Origin of the sequence: Amycolatopsis acidicola, assembly GCF_007713735.2 — a bacterium.
Taxonomy (GTDB): domain Bacteria; phylum Actinomycetota; class Actinomycetes; order Mycobacteriales; family Pseudonocardiaceae; genus Amycolatopsis_E; species Amycolatopsis_E acidicola.
Genome location: NZ_VMNW02000062.1, coordinates 17,509 through 43,090 on the forward strand (window position 1 = coordinate 17,509; position 25,582 = coordinate 43,090).

Here is a 25,582-nt window from a genome sequence, read left to right on the forward strand (position 1 = left end):
GTCGACTGATGTTCATCGGGCAGCTGCCAGAGTTCCCTAGAACGGGCTAATCGGCACGTCGACTCTCACGATATGAGAACTCTCCGTAGTCGTCCGGGGGAGGTCTTGAACACCTCCACCAGAGCCATCGCCGTTCCTGCGACATCTGTGTGTCCCGAAATGAACGCGGACTGTAACCGTGGCGGAAGCCCGAAGAAGACCTCGAAGAACTCCGGGAGGAGCTCGCCCGGCATCTCGCGGAGCGCCCGCAGCCCGAATCTCCGGAGCGCGTGAACGGCCCGCGCGGCCGGGGGCCACATCTCGTGCCGGGCCGCGCGCACAGCGTGAGCTGGGCTCACGCGGAGGCCGTCGGCGATCGCGGCGGCGACGGCGGGCGCGAGCCGCAGCGCCGTCGCGAGCGAGTAGCCCGTCGCGGGGTGGACGAGACCGGCGGCGGCCCCGAAGGCGAGCGTGCGCGGGCGCGGGGTGTCGAGAGGGATGCGGACCAGCTCCTCGCGCCCCTCGAGGGGGATGCCGGCCCGGTTGAGGCGGTGCCTGAGCCGGGCGGCCAGGAGATCCAGGGGCAGTCCCGGTTTCCGGGCCAGGCAGGTCTCCTCCAGCAGGACGCCGTCGCGGACCGGGAGGGCGTAGAGGAAGCTCGGCTCGCGGGCAGCCCGCGACCAGTCCATGAAGATCGCGGTGTCCGGCGGGACGAGTTCCCCGGCGTCCGCGACCACCAGCCCGTACGCGGTCTGCTCCGTGCCGCGGCCCCGGCCGCCTGTCGCGTTCACGACCACCGGCGCCGCGACGTCGCCCAGCCGCCCTTCGCGCACCTCCACGCCCGGGTCGGTGAGCCACTGGCGGAGCCCGTCGTTGTCGAGCACGACGTACTGGCGGTCGAGGACGTGGTGCGAGGTGCCGAAGGCGAGCGTGCGCGCGGGCGCGGCGGCGATCGCCTCCTCCGGCAGCCCGGGAAGCTCGTCACGCCAGAGCCCGTACGTCGCCGGCCAGGGCGCCCACGGCCGCGGCGCCAGGAGGACCGTGTGCAGGCCGGACCGGGCGCACGCCGAGGCCAGCGCCCAGCCTGCGGGCCCGGAGCCCGCGACGACCACGTCAGGCATGTACGGAAGATACGGTTACCGCCATGCACAACGATCTCCGGGCGCAACGCCGTGACGCCGCGGCCGAGGCGGCCACGACCTGGTCGGATCTCGCGGACAACCCGTTCCGCGCCGATCGCGACCGGATCGTGGTGTCCCCGTTCTTCGCGCGCCTCGGCGGGGTCACGCAGGTGGTCAGCGCCGCCGGTTCCGGCCTGCTGCACAACAGGCTCACGCACAGCCTGAAGGTGGCGCAGGTGGCGAGAGCGATCGCCGACCGGCTGCTGGCCTCGGCGGATTCGGCCGAGCTGGTGGGCAAACTCGGCGGGCTCGACCCCGTCGTCGCGCAGGCCGCGGCGTACGCGCACGACCTGGGCCACCCGCCGTTCGGGCACCTGGGGGAGCAGGTGCTGGACCGGATCGCCCGGCACCGGTTCGGCCTCGCCGACGGGTTCGAGGGCAACGCGCAGACCTTCCGCATCCTGACCACCACCGACGTGCGCGGTCCCTCCGGCGTCGGGCTCGACCTGACGGCCGCGGTGCGCGCGGCGGTGCTCAAGTATCCGTGGGCGCGCCTGCACCGGCCCGACCCGCACCCGTCGAAAATGCCCAACCCGCCGCGCGGAGCCGCGGAGCCCGGCGACGCCCCGGGCACCGGTTCGGCGAAATTCTGCGTCTATTCGACGGAACTGGACGATTTCGAACAAGCGCGGGCCCCGTACGTCTCGATAATCGAGCCCTGGCAGCAGACCGTCGAGGCTTCGGTGATGGATACCGCGGACGATATCGCGTACGCGATTCACGATTTGCAGGATTTCCACCGAATCGGCGTGCTGCAGCACGCGCCCGTCGCGGCGGAGCTGACCGGCTGGCTCGGCGGCGCGCTGGAGCTGGCGCAAATGGACAATGCGACCCTCGCCGGGCAGGAGCGACGGCCCGGCCGTTCGCTCGAACTGCTGCGCCGCCGGATGCACGCGCGCGATGCGTGGATCGTCGACGACGACGCGTTCGCCGCCGCGGTCGGGCGGGTGCGCCGCGATCTCGTGGACGGGCTGCTGGCCCAGGGATTCGACGGCTCCACCGAGTCCGAGCAGGCGACCGCGGAGTTCTCGGCGCGGTGGACGACGCGGCTGGTGGACGGGATGGTCGTCGTGGAGTCGCCGACGACCCGCTCGGGGCACGTGACCCTGCGCCAGGCGCAGTGGCACGAGGTGCAGGTGCTCAAGTTCGTGCACCGCCGCTTCGTGTTGCTGCGCCCGGAACTGGCGCTGCACCAACGAGGACAGGCGAGTCTGGTGACCAATCTGGTGGACGCGCTGGACGCGTGGCTGGCCGACCGCGACGAGGAGTCGAGGCTGCCGCGGCGCCTGCACGATCTCGTCGAGCTCGCGCGCTCGGAATACACGGGGCTCGCCGCTTCGGCGCCGGAAGTCCTCGTCGGCGCGACCGGTGAACCGGTCACCGGCGCCGACCAGGTGGACGGGCTCGCGCGGGGCCGCGCGGTGGTGGACTTCGTCGCCTCCCTGACCGACAAACAGGCCGTGACCCTGCTCGACGCGATGTCGGGCCGCTCGTCGCAGCCCTGGTCCGATTCGTTCGTGCTGTGAGCAAGGCACGGGAAGCCGCCGGGGGCGGGCGGATCGTCGAGGTGGCGCCGGAGCGGCTTTCGGGCTGGTTCGACCGCTTCGCCGAGCGCAACGGCGGGATCGAGGACACGGCGGCGAGCGCGACCGAAGTCGTGGTGACCGCGCGCAACGGAACGACGGCGACGGCGGAAGTGCCGTTCCCGCCGCTGGAAGGGTCCGGTCCGCCTACCATTCGCCTTGTCGTGCAAGCGAAACGGCCGCGGCGGATCGGGCTGGTGCTGGCGCGCCTCGGCGCGCACAGCATCGGGATCGCCGAGGGCGGCAAGGTACTGGTGTCCCGCACCGACCGGCACCACGTGCACGGCCGCTCCGCCGCGGGCGGCTGGTCGCAGCAGCGGTTCGCGCGCCGCCGGGAGGGGCAGGCGCGGGCGGCCGTCCAGGACGCGGCCGACGACATCTTCGAGGTGCTCGTCCCGCGCGCGGGCGAGCTGGCCGCGGTGGTGCTGGGCGGGGACCGCAAGGTGCTCGACCAGCTGCGTGCCGACCACCGGCTGGAGCCGGTGTTTTCCCTTGCCTCGCACCGTGTTCTGGACGTCCCTGAACCCCGGCGGTCGGTGCTCGGCGAGGCGGCCGAACGGGCCCGCGACGTGCCCGTCGTGATCCGTGACGGGGTGAGTCCCGCCACCGGCCGGTAAATCGCCGGACGGTGATCCGTACACTGGGCCTCGTGGACATCCAGCTGGAGTAGCTTCCGGCCCGGCCGAGGGCCGGGCCGTCGAGTGCTGTCCACGTCCACCCCCCTTTCCCGGGAGTTCTCTTGATCACGGCCACCGGCCTGGAGCTGCGCGCCGGCTCGCGCATCCTGCTCGCCGACACCACCCTCCGCATCCAGCCCGGCGACCGCATCGGCCTCGTCGGCCGCAACGGCGCGGGCAAGACCACCACGCTGAAGGTCCTCGCGGGCGAAGGCCAGCCCTACGCGGGCGAGGTCCGCCACGGCGGTGAAATCGGCTATCTGCCACAGGATCCGCGCGAGGGTGACCTTTCCGTCACGGCGAAGGACCGGGTTCTTTCCGCCCGCGGCCTCGACGCGTTGCTGCGTGACATGGAAAAGGCGCAGACGGCGATGTCCGAGCTCGTCGACGAGAACGCGCGGGACAAGGCGATCCGCCGCTACGGCAGGCTGGAGGAGCGCTTCGCCGCGCTCGGCGGTTACGCGGCCGAGAGCGAGGCTGCGCGAATCTGCGCGAACCTCGGCCTGGCCGAACGGATTCTGGCGCAGTCACTGCGCACTTTGTCGGGCGGGCAACGCCGCCGCGTCGAGCTGGCGCGCATCCTGTTCGCGGCGTCCGACGTGGGCGCGTCCGGCCGCTCCGACACGATCCTGCTGCTCGACGAGCCGACCAACCACCTGGACGCGGACTCCATCAACTGGCTGCGCGGCTTCCTCAAATCGCACGAAGGCGGCCTCGTCGTGATCAGCCACGACGTCGAGCTGCTCGGCGAAGTGGTGAACAAGGTGTGGTTCCTCGACGCCACGCGCGGCGAGCTGGACCACTACAACATGAACTGGAAGCGGTACCAGGAAGCGCGCGCCACCGACGAGAAGCGCCGCCGCCGCGAACGCGCGAACGCGGAGAAGAAGGCGGGCGCCCTGCAGCAGCAGGCGGCGAAACTCGGCGCCAAGGCCACCAAGGCGGTGGCGGCGAAGAACATGGCCCGCCGCGCCGAGCAGATGCTGGCGAACCTGGACGACACCCGCCAGGCGGACAAGGTCGCGCACATCAAGTTCCCCGCGCCCGCCTCCTGCGGCCGCACCCCGCTGACCGCGGAGGGACTGTCCAAATCGTACGGTTCGCTGGAGATCTTCACCGGCGTCGACCTCGCGATCGACCGCGGTTCGAAGGTGGTCGTGCTGGGGCTCAACGGCGCGGGCAAGACCACGCTGCTGCGCCTGCTCGGCGGGATGGAGCGGCCGGACACCGGCGAAGTCGTCCCCGGGCACGGGCTGCGGCTGGGCTACTACGCGCAGGAACACGAAACGCTGGACCACGAAGCGAGCGTGTGGGAGAACATCCGCCATCTGGCTCCGGACACCGGCGCGCAGGAGCTGCGGAACCTGCTGGGCTCGTTCCTGTTCACCGGCGAGCAGCTGGACCAGCCGGCCGGAACCCTCTCCGGTGGCGAGAAAACGCGGCTGGCGCTGGCCGGTCTCGTTTCCAGCGCGGCCAACGTGCTGCTGCTCGACGAGCCCACCAACAACCTCGACCCGGCCAGCCGCGCGCAGGTGCTCGACGCACTGCGCAGCTACTCCGGCGCCGTCGTGCTGGTGACGCACGACCCGGGCGCGGTCGAGGCGCTCGAACCCGAGCGGGTGATCCTGCTGCCCGACGGCACCGAGGATCATTGGTCCGCCGATTACCTCGAACTGGTGCAGCTGGCCTGACGTAACTCGCCCGCCGGCCCGGGGCAAACAGCCACGAGGGAAACGTGGCGCGGCCCCCGGTCGCGGGTTTGCCTCCTTCCCGCCGGCAGGCTGAAACGGCCAAAGGTTTGTTTAGTTGTTGTAGGCAACCACACCGAAATGGCCCAATATCGGGGCTCCCGGGCATGTTTTTCGCCCGCCGTCTGGCATTCCGGCCGCGCGTGATCGATCATTGCGTGTGCGGGCCGCGCCAGGCCCGGATCATCTGTCTGGAGGAAGGCGGAACGACGTGGCTGACCTGAAGAAGGGCGCGCGGATCACCGGGAACACGCGCGACAAGCTGGCCGCTGACCTGAAGAAGAAATACGAGAAGGGTGCCAGTATTCGCGCGCTGGCCGAGTCGACCGGACGCTCGTACGGTTTTGTGCACCGCGTACTTTCCGAATCGGGAGTGCAGTTGCGAGGGCGCGGGGGCGCTACTCGCGTGAAGAAGAAGTAGGACCCGCCGAAGGGGTTTCGTACTCCGCACGGCGAAAGCACAGCATCGCTCCGAGCAGCACGAGCGGATAAACGAGATATCCGTACCGGGTGGCCGGGGTGAGCAGTGTGAACGCTCCCAGCCCCACGGCGATCCGCAGCATGGCGTCCGAACCGGTGACCGGTGGCCGGCGCAGGAGCCACCCCAGGATCGCGATCGCGGCCGCCCCGAGCACGACGAACGCGGCCGCTTTCCCCACCGGGCCGGTGCTCGCGAGGAGATGACCGGGCAGCGGGCTCGCGGCGGGCGAGGTCACCACGCCGAGCCCGAGCGGGAACCGGAAGACGTGCTCCACGAAAGCACTGGGGTCGACCAGGAGCACGGGGACGTTGAGCAGGGCACAGGCCGCCACCAGGGTGGCCAGGAACCGGGCCAGCGCGCGCCCGCCCAGCCTGGTGGCGACCAGCACCGCGAGCACCACCGCGGCCGGCAGCACGATGAGTTTCGCGCTGAGCACCAGCGCGAGCAGGATCGCCGAGGCCACGGGCCGGTCCCGTGCGGCCAGCGCGCCCGAGACGAGCATCAGCCCGACGATCGCGAGATCCGGCCCGGCCACGGACCAGGTGAGCGCGGTCAGCGGGCAGGCCATCGCGAGCTGGGCCGCGCGCACGGGTACCCGGGGCCTGCCCAGCAGGCGCAGAGTGACCCAGACGCACGCCACGGCGGTCAGGGCGAACATCAGCCGCGCGTCGGTCAGCGCGTCGCCCAGCGGCGTGCCGCCGAACAGCGCCCGCGGCAGCCCGAACACCGACATCACCGGGCCGTAGGGGGTGTAGTCGTTGACCTCGGGGGCCCGGCCCAGCGCGGTGATGTCCACGTACGGCGTGCCGTGGCGCAGCAGCAGGTCCGCCGAGCGCTCGATCACCCACACCTCGGGCTGCGCGGCCCACGAGAACGGCGTGATCAGCCAGTCCGTGCCGGTCAGCCGCCGGATCACCAGGAAACCGAGCGGCACGATCATCCCGAGCACGCCGATCGCGGCCAATCCGAACCCGCGCGAGTAGAGCGGGCCGGGCCTGCGGGGGCGGAGCGCCAGCCACACGGTGTGCGCCACCGCTATCCCGTAGCCGACGGCGGCGAAGGCGCCCCACATGCGGAAGCCGTAGAACTCGGAGGTGAACGCGACCACCACCGCGTACGCGAGGCAGCCCACGTAGAACATCATGTCCAGCGCCAGCGGTGAACGGGCGAGGAGGCCGCGGCCGCGGGTGCGGGCGCGGGTGTCCTGCGACGCGTCTACACCCATGACCAGCAACATTACCGAGGCGGCGTGCCCCGCCGGAAATCGGCGCTCGATTCCGGAATGTTCCCGGTGATACTGGGCGTTGTCCTGGGATGACGTGGTGAAGATCTCGACTAAGGTCGAGGTTTTGGGAGGGTGGAGGGTACGCGGTGGACAACACCTGGAGCCTGCTCGGCTCGGCGATGCGCGGGGCCGACGTGCCGCGGGGACTGACCCCCGGCACGGTGGGCCGGGTCGCGAAGTTCGCCCGGCCGTATTGGCGGGGTTTGCTCGTTTTCCTGGCCCTGACGGTGGTTTCGGCGGTGATCGCGGTGACCACGCCGGTGCTCGCGGGCCGCGTGGTCGACGCGATCGTCGCGGGGCACGAGGCCGGTGTAGTGGTCGGGCTGGCCGTCGTGGTGGCCGTGCTGGCGATCGCCGACGCCGGGTTTGGGCTCATCGAGCGCTGGCAGTCCGCGCGCATCGGGGAGGGCCTGATCTACGACCTGCGCCGCGCGGTGTTCGAGCACGTGCAGCGGATGCCGATCGCGTTCTTCACCCGCACCCGCACCGGCGCGCTGGTGAGCAGGCTCAACAACGACGTGATCGGCGCGCAGCGGACGTTCACCGCCACCCTGTCCGGGCTGGTGACGAACGTGATCCAGCTGGCGCTCTCGCTCGTGGTGATGGTGACGCTGTCCTGGCAGGTGACGGTGCTGGCGCTGGTTCTGCTGCCGGTGTTCGTACTGCCGGCGCGGCGGATGGGCCGCCGGATGGCGGATCTGCAGCGGGAGTCCGCGCAGCTGAACGCCGGCATGACCACGCAGATGACCGAACGGTTCTCCGCGCCCGGCGCCACGCTGGTGAAGCTGTTCGGGCATCCGCGGCAGGAGGCCGACGAGTTCGGCGCCCGCGCCGGGCGGGTGCGCGACATCGGCGTGCGGACGGCGATGCTGACCCGGTGGTTCATGACGAGCCTGACCCTGGTGTCCGCGCTCGCGACGGCGCTCGTTTACGGGCTCGGCGGCTGGCTGGCGATCCAGGGACAGCTGGCGCCGGGCACCGTCGTCGCGCTCGCGCTGCTGCTGACCCGGCTCTACAGTCCGCTGACGGCACTGGCGAACGTGCGCGTGGACGTGATGACGGCGCTGGTGTCGTTCGAGCGGGTCTTCGAGGTGCTGGACCTGGACCCGATGATCACCGAGAAGCCGGACGCGCGGACGGTGCCCGATGGCGGGGTCTCGGTCGAGTTCGACGACGTGCGGTTCGGATATCCGGCCGCGGAGAAGTACTCGCTCGCCTCGCTGGAGGAAGTATCCACTTTGGACACCCGTGGTGGCGAGGAAGTGTTGCACGGGATCTCGTTCCGTGCGGAGCCGGGCCAGATGGTGGCGCTCGTCGGGTCGTCGGGCGCGGGGAAGTCGACCATCGCGTCGCTGCTGCCCCGGTTGTACGACGTGGACTCCGGCGCGATCCGGCTGTCCGATGTGGACGTTCGCGACCTGGCCTTCCCGGCGATCCGGCGGACGGTCGGCGTGGTGACGCAGGACGGCCACCTGTTCCACGACACGATCCGGGCCAACCTCGAGTACGCGCGGCCGGGCGCCGGTGAGGACGAGATCTGGGACGCGCTGGAGAAGGCGCGGCTCTCGGCGCTCGTGCGGAGCCTGCCGGACGGGCTCGACACCGTGGTGGGGGAGCGGGGCTACCGGCTCTCCGGCGGTGAACGGCAGCGGCTGACCATCGCGCGGCTGCTGCTGGCGCAGCCCAAGGTGATCGTGCTCGACGAAGCGACCGCGCACCTGGACTCGGAGTCGGAGGTGGCGGTCGGCGAAGCGCTCAGCCACGCGCTGGCGGGGCGGACGGCGCTGGTGATCGCGCACCGCCTGTCGACCGTGCGGGCCGCCGACCAGATCCTCGTGGTCGAAGACGGGCGGATCGTCGAGCGTGGAACGCACGCGGCGCTGCTCGCGGCCGAGGGCCGCTACGCCGAGCTGTACCGCACGCAGTTCGCGGAGGAGCCCGCCGCCGCGTGAGTCAGGCCAGTTGCGGGATCCGCGGCAAGTAGCGCGCGTGCAGGCTCGCGTTGGCCTCGTCGCCGCCGGGGACGTTGGCGCTGCGCCACAACGGCACCTCGAAGTCCGCCGTCGAGACGAGCCTCGCCAGCACCGCGTTCCATAGGAACGCGTTGAGCACAGTGGACAGAGCGGCGGTGCGCGGGTTCTCCGGCGGGAAGCTCGCGTCGCCGGGGCGGACGCCGGTGTCGAGGACGATGTCGGCCTCCTCGATGAGCGTGCTCGCCGCGCGCTTCGGGGCTGCCGCGACCGAGACCCGCGAACTGACCGCGATCACCGGCGCCCCCGCGGCGCGGGCGGCGTGCGCCAGCTCCACCGGATACGGGTTCACGCCGGAATTCGAGAACACCACGAGCACGTCGTCGGGACCGGGGGCGCGCTCGGCCAGCACCTCGGCGGCCAGGCCGCTGCGCCGTTCCGTCCGCGTGCTCGCCCGCGCGCCGTGCAGGGGGAGCAGCTCCGGGTGGTAGAGCGGATAGACGCTGGCCAGCCCGCCCGCGCGGTAGAAGGTCTCAGCCACCGCCGCGAGCGAGTGCCCGGCGCCGGCCGAGAACACCAGGCCGTCCGCGCGCAGCGACGCGAGCACCAGCTCCGCGGCCTTCGGGATGGACTCTGCATTGGCCGTTTCCGCGTCCTGGACGGCGCGGGTCACCAGATCGACGATCACCCGGTGACCTTAGCGGGATAAAATCGCGCCGTGCGGGCGTTGGTGCCGATGTGACCGATCGACAAGCGACACTGTCCCGCTGGGACGCCAAAGGACCGGTCCGCGCGGTGGCACTGGTCCTGCACGGCGGCGCGGAAAACGGGCTGAACCCGGTCCGGCCCTGGGGCCTGGCGTATCTCCGCATGGTGCCGTTCGCCCGCGCGATCCACGCCGCGGCGGCGTGGCACGGGGTCGAGGTGCGGCTGCTGCGCAACCGGGTCCGCGGGTGGAACGAGCCGGATCTGCAGCCCGTGGCCGACGCCCGCTGGGCGCTGGAGCGGATCCGCGCGGAACGGCCCGGCGTGCCGGTCTTCCTGGTGGGGCATTCGCTCGGCGGCCGGGTGGCGCTGCGCGTGGCCGATGACCCGGCGGTGACGGCGACGTGCGCGCTCGCGCCGTGGACGCCGGAGGGGGAGCCGGTGGAACCGGTGAAGAAGCGCGACGTGCTGATCGCGCACGGCACGCGAGACCGGATCACCAGCGCGGCCGAGTCCTACGCCTACGCGGTGCGCGCGCAGGACTACGCGGCGCGCATAGCCCGGTTCGAAGTGCTCTCGGAAGGGCACGCGATGCTCTGCCGGGCCGGGGCCTGGAGCAGGCTGGTGCGCGACTTCGTGCTCGACGCCGCCGGAGTGCGCGCGCTCACTGCCTGGGAACAGCGTCCCGAGCAGCGGTTACGGCTGCCTCTCTGAGTCCGGAACAACCCTTTTGGGGAGTCAGGCGTCCCACCTCGGGAGGTTTGCTGTCTACTAGGGCGGACGCGAGCCGAGATCGGGGACGAGAGAGGCGCGATGAGCTACGGCGGCTATCCGGAACGACCACGTCAGCCCAGGGGCGCACGGCAGCACCAAGCCGCGCAGATGATGCCGCTGCCCGGGCGCGAAGCACCTCCGGGGCCGCCGCCGCGGCGCCCGGCCGGGCCACCGCCGACGCCGCCGAGGCAGCCCCGGGAGCAGGGCCCGCCGCCGGGCCCGCCCCGCAAGCGGCGGCGTTTCGGGTTCGGCAAGATCCTGCTCTGCCTCGTGCTCGTCATCGTGGCCTTCCTCGCCGGGGTGTGGATCTACCTCGACTCCTCGATCAACCGCGTCGAAGCGCTCAAGGACTACTCCGGCCGCCCGGCGGCGGCGTCCGGCACGAACTGGCTGATCGTCGGCTCGGACAGCCGCGACGGGCTGACCACCGAGCAGGAGCAGACGCTCGCCACCGGCGACAGCGCAGCGGCGGGCGGCGGGCAGCGCACCGACACGATCATGGTCGCGCACCTGCCGGACAACAGCACCAAGCCGACGCTGCTCAGCCTGCCCCGTGACTCCGAGGTCACGGTGCCGGGGCACGGCAAGACCAAGATCAACGCGGCGTTCTCGATCGGCGGCGCGCCGCTGCTGGTGCAGACCGTCGAGCAGGCCACCGGCCTGCACATCGACCACTACGCCGAGATCGGCTTCGGCGGGTTCGCCAACATCGTGGACGCGATCGGCGGCGTGGACATGTGCATCGACAAGGAGATGCACGACGACTACACCAACATCACGATCCCGGCGGGCTGCCAGAAGCTGGACGGGGCGCACGCGCTGGGCTTCGTGCGGATGCGGCACAGTGACGCGACCCCGCGGTCGGACCTCGACCGGGTGGAGAACCAGCGCAAGTTCATCGGCGCGCTGGCCAGCCAGATCGCCTCGCCCGGGACGCTGCTGAACCCGTTCGACCTGTTCCCGCTGCTGTCCTCGGCGCCCGACGCGCTGACCATGGACTCCGGCGACCACCTGCAGAACCTGCTGGCGCTGGCGTGGAACATGCGCGGGATCTCCGACGGTGGGGTCACGACCACCACCGTGCCGGTCACCTCGAGCTCGGCGGAGAACTGGGACAAGACGAAGTCCAAGCAGCTGTTCGACGCGCTCAAGAACGACACCGAGATCCCGGCGAGCGTGATCACCAACTAGCCGGGGCTGGTCTGTACCACTCGTGGCGGCGCCGCGGCCATGCGGCGCCGCCGTGGGAAAACCCGGTGCGAAGATCCGCGCGCCCGGGCACGATGAAGGGGTGCGACCCGCGGAATACCTGACCGACGGCGTGGTGACGCTGCGGCGCTGGCGCGCGGGCGATGCCGCGGCGCTCGAGCGCGCGGTCACCGGGTCGCTGGACCACATCGGTGCCTTCCTGCCGTGGGCCGTGGCCGGTTACGGCGAGGCCGACGCCGTGGACTTCCTGACCCGGACGGACCGGCAGTGGCGGGTGGGCGATGCCTTCGAGTACGCGATCCTGGGCGCGGGCGGCGAGCTCGCCGGCGGGTGCGGGCTGATGACCCGGATCGGCGGGGGCGGGCTCGAAATCGGTTACTGGCTCAGCAAAAGCGCCACCGGGCAGGGGCTGGTGACGCGTGCTTCGCGGCTGCTGACCGAGGAGGCGTTCCGCATCGGCGCCACCCGTGTGGAGATCCACCACGACGAAGCGAACGTCCGCAGCGGCGCCGTGCCCGAGCGGCTCGGCTTCACGCGCGTCGGCACGCGCACGGCCGGGCAGGCGGGCGGCCCGGCGAGCACCGGCACGCTCGTGGTGTGGCGGTTGAAGCCGGGGCGGGGTTAGGTCGCGCGGGCGGGCGGCCGTGGCTCGGCGAGGACCGGGCCGGGCCGCCGCCGGTTCAGGTAGGGGCGAACCTAAGCCGCGTGGGCGGGCGGCCGGACGACCCGGCGAGTACCGGGGCAGCAGCCGCTGAACCCGAACCGGACCTAAGCCGCGTGGGCGCGGAGTGCTTCGAGGGCCTTGTCGGCGTGAACGGCCATCCGCAGTTCGCTCTTGATCACCGCCAGCACGGTGCGGTCGGTGCCGATGACGAAGGTGTGCCGCCGCGTCAGCAAGGGCCCGAAGCTGCGCCGCACGCCGAACAGCTTCGCGACGGCACCGTCCGGATCGGACAGCAGCGGGTAGTCGAAACCGTTGCGGCTGCTGAACTCCCGCTGCTTCTCGACCGCGTCCGGGCTGATCCCGACCCGCTGCGCGCCGACCTCCGCGAACTCCTTCGCGAGGTCACGGAAGTGGCAGCTCTCGGCCGTGCAGCCGGTCGTCATGGCCGCCGGGTAGAAGAACAGCACCACCGGCCCGGCTTCGAGCAACCCCGACAGCGAGCGGTCCTCGCCGGAGTCGTCGGTCAGCGTGAAATCGGGGACCTGCTCGCCTTCGCGCATTCGCCCTGCCTCAGTTCGCGTCGCTGTTGATCAGATCGTCCACGTGGTCGCCGGTGACCGAGATGCCGATGAACGGCCCGCGGGCCGCGATCACGCCGTGCTCGGCGAGCCGGCCCGCCTGCTCGTCGGTCAGCACGCCCTCGGCACCGATCCGCAGGCCCAGCTCACGGGCCCGCGTCACCAGCTGGTCGAGATGCCGCACCGCGATCTCGTCGTCGATGTCGTCGATCGCGTCGACCACGCCGCCGCTGAGGACCACGTGCTGCACGTTCAGCTCGTGGCGCGGGATCAGCTCCAGGTCCGCGGACCCCGACACGGTCAGCACCAGTTTCACGCCGATGTCGGCCAGCACCGACAGCGACTCCAGCACCTCACCACGCGTGTCGAGCAGCGAAGCGCTGTCCGTGCACAGCCGGAGTGCCTTGGCTGGCAAGGCATTCCGGTCGAGCTGCTCCTTCACCAGGCGCACCAGGTCCGGGTCGATCGCGAGCCTGCCGGGCAGCCGGATGCAGACGTCGGGCGCGGCGTCGCCGTGTTCGGCGCGCCAGCGCGCGGCCGCCTTGAGCGACTCGGCCAGCAGCCATTTTCCCAGCGCCAGCGTCATTCCGGTGGTTTCGGCGAGCGGGTAGAACTCGGGGGAGTCCAGCTCGCCGAGTTCGCGGTGGTTCCACCGCAGCCCGGCGTTCACGGCGGCCAGCCTGCGGGATCCGTCGAGCTTCACCGTGGGCTGGTAGACGAGCGAGAACTCGCCGCTTTCCAGCGCGCCGGCCATTTCCGCGCCGAGCCGGTAGCGCGTGCGGTCGCGCGCGTCCAGCTCCGGGTCGAACAGCATCCACTGCGCCTTGCCCGCTTCTTTCGCGCGGTGCAAGGCGATCTCGGCGGCGCGCTGCAGGTCCTCGGGCCCGCCGTCGGCGACGTCGCGGACCACGATGCCGACGCTCGCGCTGACACCGACCCCGGCGTCGCCGAGGTAGATCGGCTCGGCGAGCTCGGCCAGCGCGTCCTCGACGAGCTTGATCACGTTCTGCGGTTTGAGCTGCCCGCGCAGCAGCACGCCGAACCCGTCACCGGGCAGCCGGGCGACGAGCGCGTCGTACTCGGTGAACACCGACTCGAGTTTGCGGGCCACGCCGCGCAGCACCTCGTCGGCGTAGCCGGCGCCGAGGCCGTCGTTGATCACCTTGAACCCGTCGATGTCCAGGTACACCAGGGCGACCTGGTCGCGGGCCGACGGGGTGAACGCGCCCTCCAGCTGCACCTTGAACCGGGAAGCGTTGGACAACCCGGTGAGGCTGTCGTGCACGCTCTGCCGGCGCAGCGCCTCCTGCAGGTCGAAAACCTCGTTGGCGTCGTTGACCATCAGCACCGGATACGTCGTGCCGGGGCGGTCGCCGGGCAGCGAAGCGATGGTGACGTCCGCCCACACCCCGGTGTCGTCGGCGTGCCCGAGCTGGACCCGGTGCACGAAGTGGTCGGCGTCGGTCGCCTCGATCTCCTCCAGCCCGTCGGCGAGGACGATCTGGTCCCGCCGCTCGAAGCCGAGCGCGGAGAGTTCGAGCCCGCGCAGCTCTTCCGGTTTGCGGCCGAGGAACCGGCCCAGCGCCGCGTTGGCCTCCACGACGTCGCCGTCCGGCCCCGCGAGCGCGATGCCGACCGGCGCGCCCGCGAAGAGCGCGGTAAACCGGCGGCTGGCCGCTTCGCGAGCGGCTTCCGCTTTGGCGGCGGCGTCGTGCGCGACGCCGGTCAGGATCTCTTCCAGTTTCTCCTGGGGAAGTGCTACCCCATCCGTGTTCACCAGCCGTGCCGCCCAGCGCTGGACGACCTCCGCCAACCCTGGCGCCCCACCAGGTTCCGGCACGCTTCACCTCATTAACGTACGGACAAAAGCCAGGTCAGCCGCCACAAGAGCGTCTCGGGGCTCTCGTGGTGGGGGTACCGGCCCGGGGTCATGTCACGCCATCACTTCCGGGCAGGCACTGTCTACCGGCTGAACGAGTGATGATCAGTGTAGATGTGGTCACTATTCGTGAGATTTCTGGCTACCGCGGTCGAGCGCGGCGAGGTGCACAGGTAACCCATCGACAGGTACCGGCAACGATACGTAATCCCAGCGCATCCGGTACGAGGAGGGCACCGACCACCGGTGGGCGCGCAGCATTTCGTGCAGCACGGCCTTCACCTCGAACATGCCGAAATGCAGCCCGATGCACTTGTGCGCGCCGCCGCCGAAGGGCATCCACGCGTAGCGGTGCGACTTGTCTTCGCGGCGGCCCTCGGCGAAGCGCTCCGGGTCGAACGAACGTGGATTGCTCCAGTGTTCGGGCGAGAAGTGGTTGGTGTTGGGGGAGACGCTGACGAGGGTGCCCGCGGGGATGTGGTAGCCCAGCACCTCGGTGTCCCGCAACGCTTTCCGGGGCAGCGAGGGCACCGGCGCGGTGAGCCGGAGCGACTCCTTGATCACCAGGTCCAGCGTTTTCAGCCGGTCCAGCTCGGCCAGTCCCGGTGGTTCGTCGCCTAGCGCGAGGGACTCCTCCCGCGCGCGTTCCTGCCACTCCGGGTGCTTCGCGAGGTGGTACGCGGCGGCGGTGCTGGTGATGGTCGTCGTGTCGTGCGCGGCCATCATCAGGAAGATCATGTGGTTGATGACGTCGTCGTCGCTGAACCGCTCGCCGTCGTCGCCGGTGGCGTGGCACAGCGCGGAGAACAGGTCGTCGCCGGGCGAATTCCGTTTGGCGGGAAGGTTTTCCGCGAAGTAGCGCTCCAGTACCTTGCGGCCGGACAGCCCGGCGGCCCAGCGCCCGCCGGGCACCGGGACGCGCACGATCGCCGTGGCGGCGCGCACGGAGTCGACGAAGGCGCGGTTGATCTTGGCGGCGCCGGGCCCGCTCGGCATGCCCATGAACACCCGGGTGGCGACGTCCAGCGTCAGCCGTTTCAGCGCCCAGTACAGCCGCGGCCTGTCCTGGCCGCCCCACTCCGCGATGCCCGCCCGCAGCGTCGGCCCGAACTCGCGCGCGTAGGTGGCGAGCTTGTCGCGGGTGAAGGCCTCCTGCATGATCCGCCGGTGCAGGTGGTGCTCCTCGAAGTCCAGCAGCATCAGCCCGCGGTGGAAGAACCGCTCGATGAAGAAGCGCCAGCCCGCCTGCGAGTACACCTTGTCCTTGTTCACCAAGGCGATCTGCGTGGCCTCGGGGCCGGCGAGGACGACGATCTTCGTGCCGAGCGAGCCCATCCACGACACCGGGCCGTAGGTTTCGTAGCGGTGCAGCGCGAAGTCCACGCCGAAGCGCATCGAGTCCAGCGAATGCCCGAGCAACGGGGCCCCGGCGTCGCCGAGCACAGGCTTCAGCCCGCTGCCGGGCGGCGGGGAAGCCAGTTCCCGCACGGGATAGCGCTTGCCGAGGAGTCTGCGGTCCACGGCCTTCGGCAGCGGGATCGACGTGAGGGGCGGAACCCGGTCGCGGATCGTCACGATGCCTCCTTGCAGCGTCCCCATCCAGGTTGCCGCCCCGCGGGTCAACTGGCAAGGCCCGTTGTCAGTTCCAGGGGAGGAAGTCCGGGAGATCGCGGTCCACCCGCAGTGGGAACTCCGGAGGCCGTTTCTGCAGGAACGCCAGCACGCCCTCGACGGCGTCGGCGTGCTGCGGAAGCAGGGCGGTGAGCCGGGAGTCGAGCTGGTGCGCGGGGTAGGGCGAGTCGGCTGCGGCGAGGCGGTACAGCAGCTGCCGCGTCACCGCGACCGACACCGGGGACGTCTTCTCGGCGATCTCGCGCGCGAGCGCGTAGGCCTTGTCCAGCAGCTCACCGGGTTCGTGCAGCTCGTGCACCAGGCCGGCCGCTTTCGCTTCCTCCGCCCCGAAAATCCGGCCACTGACCATCCAGTCGAGCGCCCGGCCGAGCCCGACCAGCCGCGGGAGATACCACGCCGAACCGCCCTCGGGGAACATGCCGCGGCGGGTGAACACCAGCCCGAACTTCGAGCCGGTGGCCGCGAGCCGGTAGTCCGCCGACAGCGTGATCGTCAGCCCGGCGCCCACGGCCGCGCCCCGGATCGCGGCGATCACCGGTTTGGTCATCTCGAAGATCCGCTTCGAGCAGCGGCCGGCGGGCTCCTGCCAGTCGTCGCCGGACACCTCGAACCCGCCGCCCTGCGACAGGTCGGCGCCGACGCAGAAGTCCTCACCCGCGCTGGTGAACACGACGGCACGCACGGCCTCGTCCGAGTCGGCCCGGTCGAAGGCATCGGCCAGCTCGTCGGACATCCGCACGGTGTAACCGTTGCGGGCGTCCGGGCGGTTCAACGTGACCGTGGCGATCGGCCCCTCGACGGCGTAGGTGATCTCGGTGTGGTCCAACGGTCCTCCCGGCTAAAACAATCAAGCGTGCTTGATTTTTCTTGGCGGCGGTGCCACCCTCGGCGTGACGGCGCGAGGAGGCGGGTGCAGTGGTGGATCTGGGACCGATCCTGGGTGATCTTGCCGCGGAAAGCCAGTCCCTGGACGATCTGGTCGCGCGGCCGGACGTCTCGTGGGACACCCCGACCCCGGCCGAGGGCTGGGCGATCCGCCACCAGATCGCGCACCTGGCGTGGACCGACGCCAAGGCGCTCATCGCCGTGCGGACCCCCGAGAAGTTCCCGGACGAGGTGAAGCGGGCTCTGCTGAACGAGGACGACTTCGCTCACCAGGGCGCGATGGAGGGTGCGGAGACACCGCGCGACCAGTTGCTCGCGGAGTGGCGAGACGGGCGTGCCGCGCTGGCGGAGGCGTTGGGCGCCACGCCGGACGGCACCAAGATCCCCTGGTATGGCCCGCCGATGAGCGCGGCCTCGATGGTGACCGCGCGGCTGATGGAAACCTGGGCGCACGGGCAGGACGTGTTCGACGCGCTCGGCCTGCGGCGCGCGCCGACCGCGCGGATCCGCCACATCGCGCGCTTCGGCGTGCGCACCCGGGACTTCTCGTTCGCCCTGCATTCGCTCGCCCCGCCCGCCGAGGAGTTCCGGGTGGAGCTGCGCGCGCCGGACGGCGAGCTGTGGACCTATGGCCCCGAGGACGCCGCCCAGCGCGTCACCGGCAGCGCGGCCGACTTCTGTTTCGTGATCACCCAGCGGCGTCATCCGGCGGACACCGATCTGGTCGCGCGGGGGCCCGACGCGGAGGAGTGGTTGCGGATCGCGCAGGCCTTCGCGGGTCCTCCCGGGAACGGGCGGAAGGCGGGCCAGTTCGCATGACGCTGCGCATCGGCAACGCTTCGGGGTTCTACGGCGACCGGTTCTCCGCCGTGCGGGAGATGCTGACCGGCGGCCCGCTCGACGTCCTGACCGGCGACTACCTCGCCGAGCTGACCATGCTGATCCTCGGCAGGGACCAGCTCAAGGACCCGGATCGCGGCTACGCCAAGACGTTCCTGCGCCAGCTGGAGGAGAACCTCGCGCTGGCCAAGGAAAAGGGCGTGCGGATCGTCACCAACGCGGGCGGGCTGAACCCGGCCGGGCTGGCGGCGGCGATCCGCGAGCTGGCCGGGAAGCTCGGCCTGGACGTCGCGGTCGCGCACGTCGAGGGCGACGACCTACTGTCCCGTGTGGACGAACTGAACCTCGGGAAACCCTTGACCGCCAATGCCTATCTCGGTGCCTGGGGCATCGTGGAGTGCCTGAACGCGGGCGCCGACGTCGTGGTGACCGGGCGCGTCACCGACGCCTCGCTGATCGTCGGCCCGGCCGCCGCGCACTACGGCTGGGCCCGCGACGACTACGACGCGCTCGCCGGAGCGGTCGCCGCGGGGCACGTGATCGAGTGCGGCGCGCAGGCCACCGGCGGCAACTACGCGTTCTTCACCGAGCACCGCCTCGGCGTGCCCGGCTTCCCGGTCGCGGAGATCGAGTCCGACGGGTCGAGCGTGATCACCAAGCACGACGGCACCGGGGGAGTGGTCGACGTCGGCACGGTGACCGCCCAGCTGCTCTACGAGATCACCGGCGCGCGCTATGCCGGGCCGGACGTGACCACCCGGTTCGACACGATGACGCTGGCCCACGACGGCCCGGACCGGGTGCGGATCAGCGGCACGAAGGGCGAACCGCCGCCGCCCACGCTGAAGGTGTGTCTCAACCGGCTCGGCGGCTTCCGCAACGAGACGACGTTCGTGCTTACCGGGCTGGACATCGACGCGAAAGCGGCGCTCGTGCGCGAGCAGCTGGAGGGCTCGCTGAAGGACAACCCGCCGGCCGAGATCCGGTGGACGCTCGCGCGTACCGACCACGAGGACGCCGAGACCGAGGAGCGGGCGAGCGCGCTGCTGCACTGCGCGGTCAAGGATCCGGACCCGAAGGTGGCCGGACGGGCGTTCAGCGGCGCGGGCATCGAGCTGGCGCTGGCGAGCTATCCCGGGTTCCACGTCACGGCACCGCCTTCGGACGCTTCGCCGTTCGGGGTGTACACGGCGTCCTATGTGGACGCTCGCGAGGTGCCGCACATCGCGGTGCTGCCGGACGGCAGGCGGGTGGACATCGCGCCCGCCGAAGAGACGCGGGAACTGTCCGATGTGGATGATCCTCCGTTGCCGGAACCCTTGGCCGGTAAGACGAAGCGTGCGCCACTGGGCCGCGTGATCGGCGCCAGGAGTGGCGACAAGGGCGGTGACGCGAACCTCGGCGTGTGGGCACGGAGCGACGCGGCCTGGCGCTGGCTGGCGAACACCCTCACCGTCGGGGAGTTCCGGCGCCTGCTGCCCGAAACCGCCGGCCTGCCGGTCCGCCGCCATGTCCTGCCGAACCTGCGGGCGCTGGACTTCGTGGTCACCGGGCTGCTCGGCGAGGGAGTCGCGTCGCAGGCACGGTTCGACCCGCAGGCGAAGGCGTTCGGCGAATGGCTGCGCGCCCGCCACGCCGATGTCCCCGAGGAGCTGTTGTGATCGAAACCCCCGAACGGACGGCGCTGCGCAAGACGGTGCGCCGGTTCGTCGAGGCCGAGGTGCTGCCGCGGCTCGGCGAGTGGGAGCGCGCCGGTGAGCTGCCACGCGAACTCCACCGCAAGGCCGGGGAAATCGGCCTGCTGGGCGTGTCCTTCCCGGAGAGCGCGGGCGGCGGTGGCGGCGACTACCTCGACGCGCTCACGGTCGCCGAGGAAATCCTGTACGCCGGCGGCTCCGGCGGGCTCATCGCTTCGCTGCTGACCAACGGAATCGCGCTGCCCCACATCGTCGCGGCCGGGGACGAACGGCAGATCGAGCGCTGGGTGCGGCCGACGCTGGAAGGCAGGCTGATCGGCTCGCTCGCGATCACCGAGCCCGACGGCGGCTCCGACGTCGCGGGCATCCGCACGACAGCCCGCCGTGAAGGCGACCACTACGTCGTCAACGGTGCCAAGACTTTCATCACCTCCGGCTGCCGGGCCGACTTCGTCACCACCGCGGTGCGCACCGGCGGGCCCGGCGCGCACGGCATCTCATTGCTGGTCGTCGAGCGGGACACGCCCGGGTTCACGGTGAGCCGCAAGCTGGAGAAGATGGGCTGGCACTGCTCGGACACCGCCGAACTGTCCTATGTGGACGTGAAGGTGCCGGTGGAGAACCTCGTCGGGCCGGAGAACAGCGGGTTCGTCCAGATCGCCACCCAGTTCGTCACCGAGCGGGTTTCTCTTGCGGTGCAGGCCTACGCGACGGCGCAGCGCGCGCTGGACCTGACGCTGGACTGGTGCCGCTTGCGCGAGACCTTCGGCAGGCCGCTGATCTCGCGGCAGGTCGTGCAGCACAAACTCGTGGAGATGGCCCGGAAGACCGACCTCGCCCGCGTGTACACGCGGCACGTCGCCGAACGCTACGTGGCGGGGGAGGACTGCATCGCCGAGGCCTGCTTCGCCAAGAACAGCGCCGTCGAAACGGCCGAATGGGTGGTCAGCGAGGCGGTGCAGCTGCACGGCGGGCTCGGCTACATGAGCGAATCCGAGGTGGAACGGCATTACCGCGACGTGCGCATCCTCGGCATCGGCGGCGGCACCACCGAGATCCTGACCAACCTGGCCGCGAAACGATTGGGGTACACGGGTTGAGCGTCATCCGGTCCACAGTGGACGCTTCGAGCGCGGAGTACGCCGCGAACCGCGACGCGATGCTGGCCAAGCTCGGCGAGCTGGAGGCCGAGCACGCCAAGGTCATCGCGGGTGGCGGGGAGAAGTACGTCGAACGGCACCGCAACCGCGGCAAGCTCCTGGCCAGGGAGCGGGTCGAGCTGCTGCTGGACGAGGACTCCCCGTTCCTGGAGCTGTCCTCGCTGGCCGCGTGGGGCACGAACTACCAGGTCGGCGGCAGCCTGGTCGCCGGGATCGGCTGGGTCGAGGGCGTCGAGTGCATGATCACCGCCAACGATCCGACCGTGAAGGGCGGCGCGACCAACCCGTCCGGGCTGAAGAAGGCGCTGCGGGCGGCGGAGATCGCGGCGCAGAACCGGCTGCCGTCGATCAACCTCGTCGAGTCCGGCGGCGCGGATCTGCCCACGCAGAAGGAGATCTTCATCCCCGGCGGGCGCAGCTTCCGCAACCTGACGAACGCCTCGGCCGCGCGGATCCCCACGATCGCGCTGGTCTTCGGCAACTCCACGGCGGGCGGCGCGTACCTGCCCGGCATGTCGGACTACGTGGTGATGGTCAAGGAACGCGCCAAGGTGTTCCTCGGCGGGCCGCCGCTGGTGAAGATGGCCACCGGCGAGGAGTCCGACGACGAGTCGCTGGGCGGGGCGGAGATGCACGCCCGCAAGTCCGGCCTGGCCGACTACCTCGCCGCCGACGAACACGACGCGATCCGGCTCGGGCGCGGTATCGTCAAACGGCTCAACTGGCACAAGCTCGGCCCCGAACCGAAACCGGACTACGAGGAACCGCGCTACGACGCCGGAGAACTCGCCGGCATCGTGCCCGGCGACCTCAAGGTGCCCTTCGACCCGCGCGAGGTGATCGCGCGGGTGGTGGACGGCTCGGACTTCGACGAGTTCAAACCGCTCTACGGCCCGAGCCTCGTCACCGGCTGGGCGAGCCTGCACGGCTATCCCGTCGGCATCCTCGCCAACGCCCAGGGCGTGCTGTTCAGCGAGGAATCGCAGAAGGCCACCCAGTTCATCCAGCTGGCGAACCAGAGCGACACGCCGCTGATCTTCCTGCACAACACCACCGGCTACATGGTGGGCAAGGAGTACGAGCAGGCCGGCATCATCAAGCACGGCGCGATGATGATCAACGCGGTGTCGAACTCGAAGGTGCCCCACATCTCCGTGCTGATGGGCGCCTCCTACGGCGCCGGGCACTACGGCATGTGCGGGCGGGCCTACGACCCGCGGTTCCTGTTCGCGTGGCCGAGCGCGAAGTCCGCGGTGATGGGGCCGCAGCAGCTGGCCGGCGTGCTCTCCATCGTCGCCCGTGCGGCCGCCGCGGGGCGCGGCCAGGACTACGACGAAGAGGGCGACAAGGCCATGCGTGCCATGGTGGAACAGCAGATCGAGGCCGAGTCGATGCCGATGTTCCTGTCCGGGATGCTCTACGACGACGGGATCATCGACCCGCGCGACACCCGCACGGTGCTCGGGCTGAGCCTGTCCGCGATCCACAATGGACCGATCAGGGGCGCCGACGGCTTCGGCGTCTTCCGGATGTGAGGGCGATGATCACCAGCATTCTGGTCGCGAACCGGGGCGAGATCGCCCGCCGCGTCTTCCGCACCTGCGCCGGGCTGGGCATCGCGCGGGCCGCGGTGTTCTCCGACGCCGACGCCGGTTCCCCGCACGTCGCCGAGTCCGACGCCGCCGTCCGGCTGCCGGGCGACGCGCCTTCGGACACCTACCTGCGGCCGGATCTCCTCGTCGCGGCGGCGAAAGCGACCGGCGCGGACGCGGTGCACCCTGGCTACGGATTCCTCTCGGAGAACGCCGGGTTCGCCCAGGCGGTACTCGACGCCGGGCTGACCTGGATCGGGCCGCCCCCGGCCGCGATCGCCTCGATGGGGTCCAAAGTGGAGGCCAAACGGATCATGGCCTCCGCCGGTGTGCCGGTACTGTCCGAATTGGACCCCGCGTCGGTCACCGAGGCGGAGCTGCCGGTGCTGATCAAGGCTTCCGCGGGCGGCGGCGGGCGCGGGATGCGCGTGGTGCGCTCGCTGGACGAACTGGCGGACGCGGTGGACAGCGCCCGCGCCGAGGCGGCTTCGGCGTTCGGCGATCCGACGGTGTTCTGCGAGCGGTACCTGGAAACCGGGCGGCACATCGAAGTCCAGGTGCTGGCCGACGAGCACGGTACCGTGTGGACGGTCGGCGAACGTGAATGCTCGATCCAGCGCAGGCATCAGAAGGTGCTCGAGGAGGCGCCGTCGCCGCTGGTCGACGCGAAGATGCGCGCCGAACTGTCCGACGCGGCGGCGAAGGCGGCCAAGGCGATCGGCTACGTCGGCGCGGGTACGGTCGAGTTCCTGGCCACGGCGGACGGCGAGTTCTTCTTCCTGGAGATGAACACCCGGCTGCAGGTGGAGCATCCGGTGACCGAGCTGGTCTTCGGGCTGGACCTGGTCGCGTCGCAGATCCGCGTCGCCGAGGGGCACGCGCTGCCCGCGGAGCCGCCCGCGCCGTCCGGGCACGCGATCGAGGTCCGGCTGTACGCCGAGGATCCGGCCGCGGGCTGGCAGCCGCAGACGGGCACGCTGCGCCGGTTCGAGGTGCCGGGCGACGTCCGGGTGGACAGCGGCGTCGCGGACGGTTCGGTGATCGGCGTGCACTACGACCCGATGCTGGCCAAGGTGATCGCGTGGGCGCCGGACCGCGCCGAGGCGGCCCGCAAACTCGCCGGGGCGCTGGCGGGGGCGCGGGTGCACGGGGTGCGCACGAACCGGGACCTGCTGGTGAATGTGTTGCGCCACAAGGAGTTCCTGGCGGGGAACATCGACACGGCGTTCTTCGACCGGCACGGCCTGGAAGCGCTTTCCACGCCGCTGGGCGACGAACGGCTCGCGGCGGTGGCCGCGGCTTTCGCGGACGCGGCGGCCAACCGTGCCGGAAGGCGCTTTCCGGCGGGCTGGCGCAACGTGCCGTCGGTACCCCAGACCAAGCGCTACACAGTGGGGGACAACGAGTACGAGGTCGCGTACCGCGACGGCAAAGTCGAGGGCTCGGACATCACGCTCGTGTCGGCGACGCCGGCGCGCGTGGTTCTCGACGTCGACGGGGTGCGCCGGAACTTCGACGTGGCAAGGTATCCCGGTCTCGTCTGCGTCGGGACGGTCTCGCTGACACCGGTTCCGAGGTTCACCGAGCCGGGCCAGGCGCTCGCGGCCGGCTCGCTGGTGGCGCCGATGCCGGGCACGGTGCTGCGGATCGCGGTCGAGGCCGGCGCGTCCGTCGCGGCCGGGGATCCCTTGCTGTGGCTGGAGGCCATGAAGATGGAACACAAGATCACCGCGCCCGCCGACGGCGTGGTCGCGGAGCTGCCCGTGTCCGCCGGACAGCAGGTCGAAGTCGGCGCCGTGCTCGCCGTCGTGACGAAGGAGTGACCCGTGAGCTTCACCGAATCCGAGGAACGGCAGGCGCTGCGCAAGGCGGTGGGCGACCTCGGCCGCCGCTACGGCCACGAGTGGTACACGAAACTCGCCCGGGGCGGCGGGAAAACGACGGAACTGTGGGATGAGGCGGGCCGGCTCGGCTACCTCGGCGTGTCGGTGCCGGAGGAGTACGGCGGCGGTGGCGCCGGGATCGGCGATCTCGCCGCGGTGTGCGAGGAGCTGTGCGCGGCGGGCACGCCGATGCTGCTGATGGTGGTGTCCCCGGCGATCTGCGCCACCGTGATCGCCCGGTACGGCACCGACGAGCAGAAAACCCGCTGGCTGCCGCGGTTCGCCACCGGTGAGCTGCGGATGTCGTTCGCCATCACGGAACCGGACGCGGGCTCGAACTCCCACCGCATCACCACCACCGCCCGCCGCGACGGGAGCGACTGGATCCTCAACGGGCGCAAGGTGTTCATCTCGGGCGTGGACGAGGCCGAGGCGGTGCTCGTCGTCGGGCGCACGGAGGAGGCGAAGACCGGCAAGCTCAAGCCCGCGCTGTTCGTCGTGCCCACCGACACGCCCGGGTTCGAGTACCGGCAGATCGAGATGGACCTGATTTCGGCGGACAAGCAGTTCCAGCTGTTCCTCGACGACGTGCGGCTGCCCTACGACGCACTCGTCGGCTCGGAGGACGCGGCGCTGGCGCAGCTGTTCGCGGGGCTGAACCCGGAGCGGATCATGGGCGCGTCGTTCTCCGTCGGCGTGGCCCGGTACGCGCTGGACAAGGGCGTCGCGTACGCCAGGGAACGCAGCGTGTGGAAGGCGCCGATCGGCAGCCACCAGGGCCTCGCGCACCCGCTGGCGCAGGTGAAGATCGAGCTGGAGCTGGCGAAGCTGATGACCCAGAAGGCCGCCGCGCTCTACGACTCCGGTGACGACTTCGGCGCGGGCGAGGCCGCGAACATGGCCAAGTACGCGGCGGCGGAGGCGGCGATCAAGGCCGTCGACACGGCCGTCCAGGTGCACGGCGGCAACGGGCTCGCCTCGGAATACGGGCTCGGTTCGCTTCTCGGCGCCGTGCGCGTCGGCCGCATCGCCCCGGTCAGCCGCGAGATGGTGCTCAACTTCGTGGCCCAGCACAGCCTCGGCCTCCCCAAGTCCTATTAGGAGTGATGAGGTGAAGGTGGCTTGCGTGGCGGTGCGGGTAGGGGAACCTGAGACGGTCCCTGACTCCGGGATCTCCTTC

The 25,582-nt window shown here is 71.0% G+C and carries 21 protein-coding genes; 14 read left to right on the forward strand and 7 right to left on the reverse strand.

All coding sequences use genetic code 11. The annotated features are described in order from the left end of the window. Window positions 1-65: 65 nt before the first annotated feature. Window positions 66-1,100 carry a lycopene cyclase family protein gene (locus FPZ12_RS31095; protein WP_144755386.1) on the reverse strand — a complete coding sequence of 345 codons (1,035 nt, stop codon included), beginning with the start codon at window positions 1,098-1,100 and terminating at the stop codon, window positions 66-68. A 23-nt stretch (window positions 1,101-1,123) separates the two neighbouring features. Between FPZ12_RS31095 and FPZ12_RS31100 the strand changes: the two genes are divergently transcribed. The 4 genes from FPZ12_RS31100 to FPZ12_RS31115 all read left to right on the forward strand — a co-directional run bounded on the left by FPZ12_RS31100 (window position 1,124) and on the right by FPZ12_RS31115 (window position 5,589). Then, window positions 1,124-2,686, forward strand: coding sequence for a deoxyguanosinetriphosphate triphosphohydrolase family protein (locus FPZ12_RS31100; RefSeq protein WP_144755389.1), 1,563 nt, complete (start codon window positions 1,124-1,126; stop codon window positions 2,684-2,686). Beyond that, window positions 2,683-3,360 (forward strand): acVLRF1 family peptidyl-tRNA hydrolase, encoded by a 678-nt coding sequence (locus tag FPZ12_RS31105; RefSeq protein ID WP_144755391.1) that lies wholly within the window; start codon window positions 2,683-2,685, stop codon window positions 3,358-3,360. The genes FPZ12_RS31100 and FPZ12_RS31105 overlap by 4 nt, the downstream gene beginning before the upstream one ends. Before the next feature lie 122 nt (window positions 3,361-3,482). Next, complete coding sequence (locus tag FPZ12_RS31110; RefSeq protein ID WP_144755393.1) at window positions 3,483-5,111, forward strand: ABC-F family ATP-binding cassette domain-containing protein; 1,629 nt, start codon at window positions 3,483-3,485, stop codon at window positions 5,109-5,111. 268 nt (window positions 5,112-5,379) lie between these two features. Next, complete coding sequence (locus FPZ12_RS31115) at window positions 5,380-5,589, forward strand: helix-turn-helix domain-containing protein (protein ID WP_005437638.1); 210 nt, start codon at window positions 5,380-5,382, stop codon at window positions 5,587-5,589. Here FPZ12_RS31115 and FPZ12_RS31120 read toward each other — a convergent pair. Continuing rightward, window positions 5,567-6,874, reverse strand: coding sequence for a glycosyltransferase 87 family protein (locus tag FPZ12_RS31120; RefSeq protein ID WP_144755396.1), 1,308 nt, complete (start codon window positions 6,872-6,874; stop codon window positions 5,567-5,569). The genes FPZ12_RS31115 and FPZ12_RS31120 overlap by 23 nt on opposite strands. A gap of 146 nt (window positions 6,875-7,020) precedes the next feature. On the opposite strand from FPZ12_RS31120, the gene FPZ12_RS31125 reads away from it, so the two are divergent. After that, entirely contained in the window at window positions 7,021-8,886 is a 1,866-nt protein-coding gene (locus FPZ12_RS31125) for an ABC transporter ATP-binding protein (protein ID WP_144755399.1), read from the forward strand. Window position 8,887: 1 nt separating this feature from the next. On the opposite strand, the gene FPZ12_RS31130 is transcribed toward FPZ12_RS31125, so the two are convergent. Beyond that, on the reverse strand, window positions 8,888-9,592 hold the full coding sequence (locus FPZ12_RS31130; RefSeq protein ID WP_144755402.1) for a sugar isomerase domain-containing protein: 705 nt from the start codon (window positions 9,590-9,592) through the stop codon (window positions 8,888-8,890). Window positions 9,593-9,642: 50 nt separating this feature from the next. Here FPZ12_RS31130 and FPZ12_RS31135 point away from each other — a divergent pair, with 50 nt between their 5' ends. The 3 genes from FPZ12_RS31135 (at window position 9,643) to FPZ12_RS31145 (ending at window position 12,217) form a co-directional block, all read left to right on the forward strand. After that, entirely contained in the window at window positions 9,643-10,323 is a 681-nt protein-coding gene (locus FPZ12_RS31135) for an alpha/beta hydrolase (protein WP_144755405.1), read from the forward strand. Between the two features lie 99 nt (window positions 10,324-10,422). Further along, the gene (locus tag FPZ12_RS31140; RefSeq protein ID WP_144755408.1) at window positions 10,423-11,574 is read left to right on the forward strand and encodes an LCP family protein; all 1,152 of its coding nucleotides are present in this window, start codon (window positions 10,423-10,425) and stop codon (window positions 11,572-11,574) included. Window positions 11,575-11,674: 100 nt separating this feature from the next. Continuing rightward, window positions 11,675-12,217 carry a GNAT family N-acetyltransferase gene (locus tag FPZ12_RS31145; protein WP_150980569.1) on the forward strand — a complete coding sequence of 181 codons (543 nt, stop codon included), beginning with the start codon at window positions 11,675-11,677 and terminating at the stop codon, window positions 12,215-12,217. 143 nt (window positions 12,218-12,360) lie between these two features. Here FPZ12_RS31145 and FPZ12_RS31150 read toward each other — a convergent pair whose 3' ends face one another. The 4 genes from FPZ12_RS31150 to FPZ12_RS31165 form a co-directional block, all read right to left on the reverse strand. Then, window positions 12,361-12,816 carry a peroxiredoxin gene (locus FPZ12_RS31150; protein WP_144757337.1) on the reverse strand — a complete coding sequence of 152 codons (456 nt, stop codon included), beginning with the start codon at window positions 12,814-12,816 and terminating at the stop codon, window positions 12,361-12,363. A 10-nt stretch (window positions 12,817-12,826) separates the two neighbouring features. After that, complete coding sequence (locus tag FPZ12_RS31155) at window positions 12,827-14,674, reverse strand: EAL domain-containing protein (RefSeq protein WP_243770114.1); 1,848 nt, start codon at window positions 14,672-14,674, stop codon at window positions 12,827-12,829. A gap of 162 nt (window positions 14,675-14,836) precedes the next feature. Next, window positions 14,837-16,288 carry a cytochrome P450 gene (locus tag FPZ12_RS31160; RefSeq protein ID WP_243770115.1) on the reverse strand — a complete coding sequence of 484 codons (1,452 nt, stop codon included), beginning with the start codon at window positions 16,286-16,288 and terminating at the stop codon, window positions 14,837-14,839. A 64-nt stretch (window positions 16,289-16,352) separates the two neighbouring features. Next, a complete protein-coding gene (locus tag FPZ12_RS31165; protein ID WP_144757334.1) occupies window positions 16,353-17,171 on the reverse strand; it encodes an enoyl-CoA hydratase-related protein in 819 nt (272 codons plus the stop codon). 89 nt (window positions 17,172-17,260) lie between these two features. Here FPZ12_RS31165 and FPZ12_RS31170 point away from each other — a divergent pair, with 89 nt between their 5' ends. Genes FPZ12_RS31170 through FPZ12_RS31195 form a run of 6 tightly spaced genes read left to right on the forward strand, consistent with a single transcriptional unit; the run spans window position 17,261 to window position 25,503 of the window. Then, window positions 17,261-18,049 carry a TIGR03084 family metal-binding protein gene (locus FPZ12_RS31170; protein ID WP_144757332.1) on the forward strand — a complete coding sequence of 263 codons (789 nt, stop codon included), beginning with the start codon at window positions 17,261-17,263 and terminating at the stop codon, window positions 18,047-18,049. Beyond that, window positions 18,046-19,731 carry an acyclic terpene utilization AtuA family protein gene (locus tag FPZ12_RS31175; RefSeq protein WP_144757330.1) on the forward strand — a complete coding sequence of 562 codons (1,686 nt, stop codon included), beginning with the start codon at window positions 18,046-18,048 and terminating at the stop codon, window positions 19,729-19,731. Before FPZ12_RS31170 ends, FPZ12_RS31175 begins: the two co-directional genes overlap by 4 nt. Next, window positions 19,728-20,867, forward strand: coding sequence for an acyl-CoA dehydrogenase family protein (locus tag FPZ12_RS31180; protein WP_243770116.1), 1,140 nt, complete (start codon window positions 19,728-19,730; stop codon window positions 20,865-20,867). The genes FPZ12_RS31175 and FPZ12_RS31180 overlap by 4 nt, the downstream gene beginning before the upstream one ends. Then, on the forward strand, window positions 20,864-22,462 hold the full coding sequence (locus FPZ12_RS31185) for an acyl-CoA carboxylase subunit beta (RefSeq protein WP_208026087.1): 1,599 nt from the start codon (window positions 20,864-20,866) through the stop codon (window positions 22,460-22,462). The genes FPZ12_RS31180 and FPZ12_RS31185 overlap by 4 nt, the downstream gene beginning before the upstream one ends. A gap of 5 nt (window positions 22,463-22,467) precedes the next feature. Beyond that, a complete protein-coding gene (locus FPZ12_RS31190; RefSeq protein ID WP_144757326.1) occupies window positions 22,468-24,342 on the forward strand; it encodes an acetyl/propionyl/methylcrotonyl-CoA carboxylase subunit alpha in 1,875 nt (624 codons plus the stop codon). 3 nt (window positions 24,343-24,345) lie between these two features. Next, complete coding sequence (locus FPZ12_RS31195; protein ID WP_144757324.1) at window positions 24,346-25,503, forward strand: acyl-CoA dehydrogenase family protein; 1,158 nt, start codon at window positions 24,346-24,348, stop codon at window positions 25,501-25,503. Window positions 25,504-25,582 lie beyond the last annotated feature (79 nt).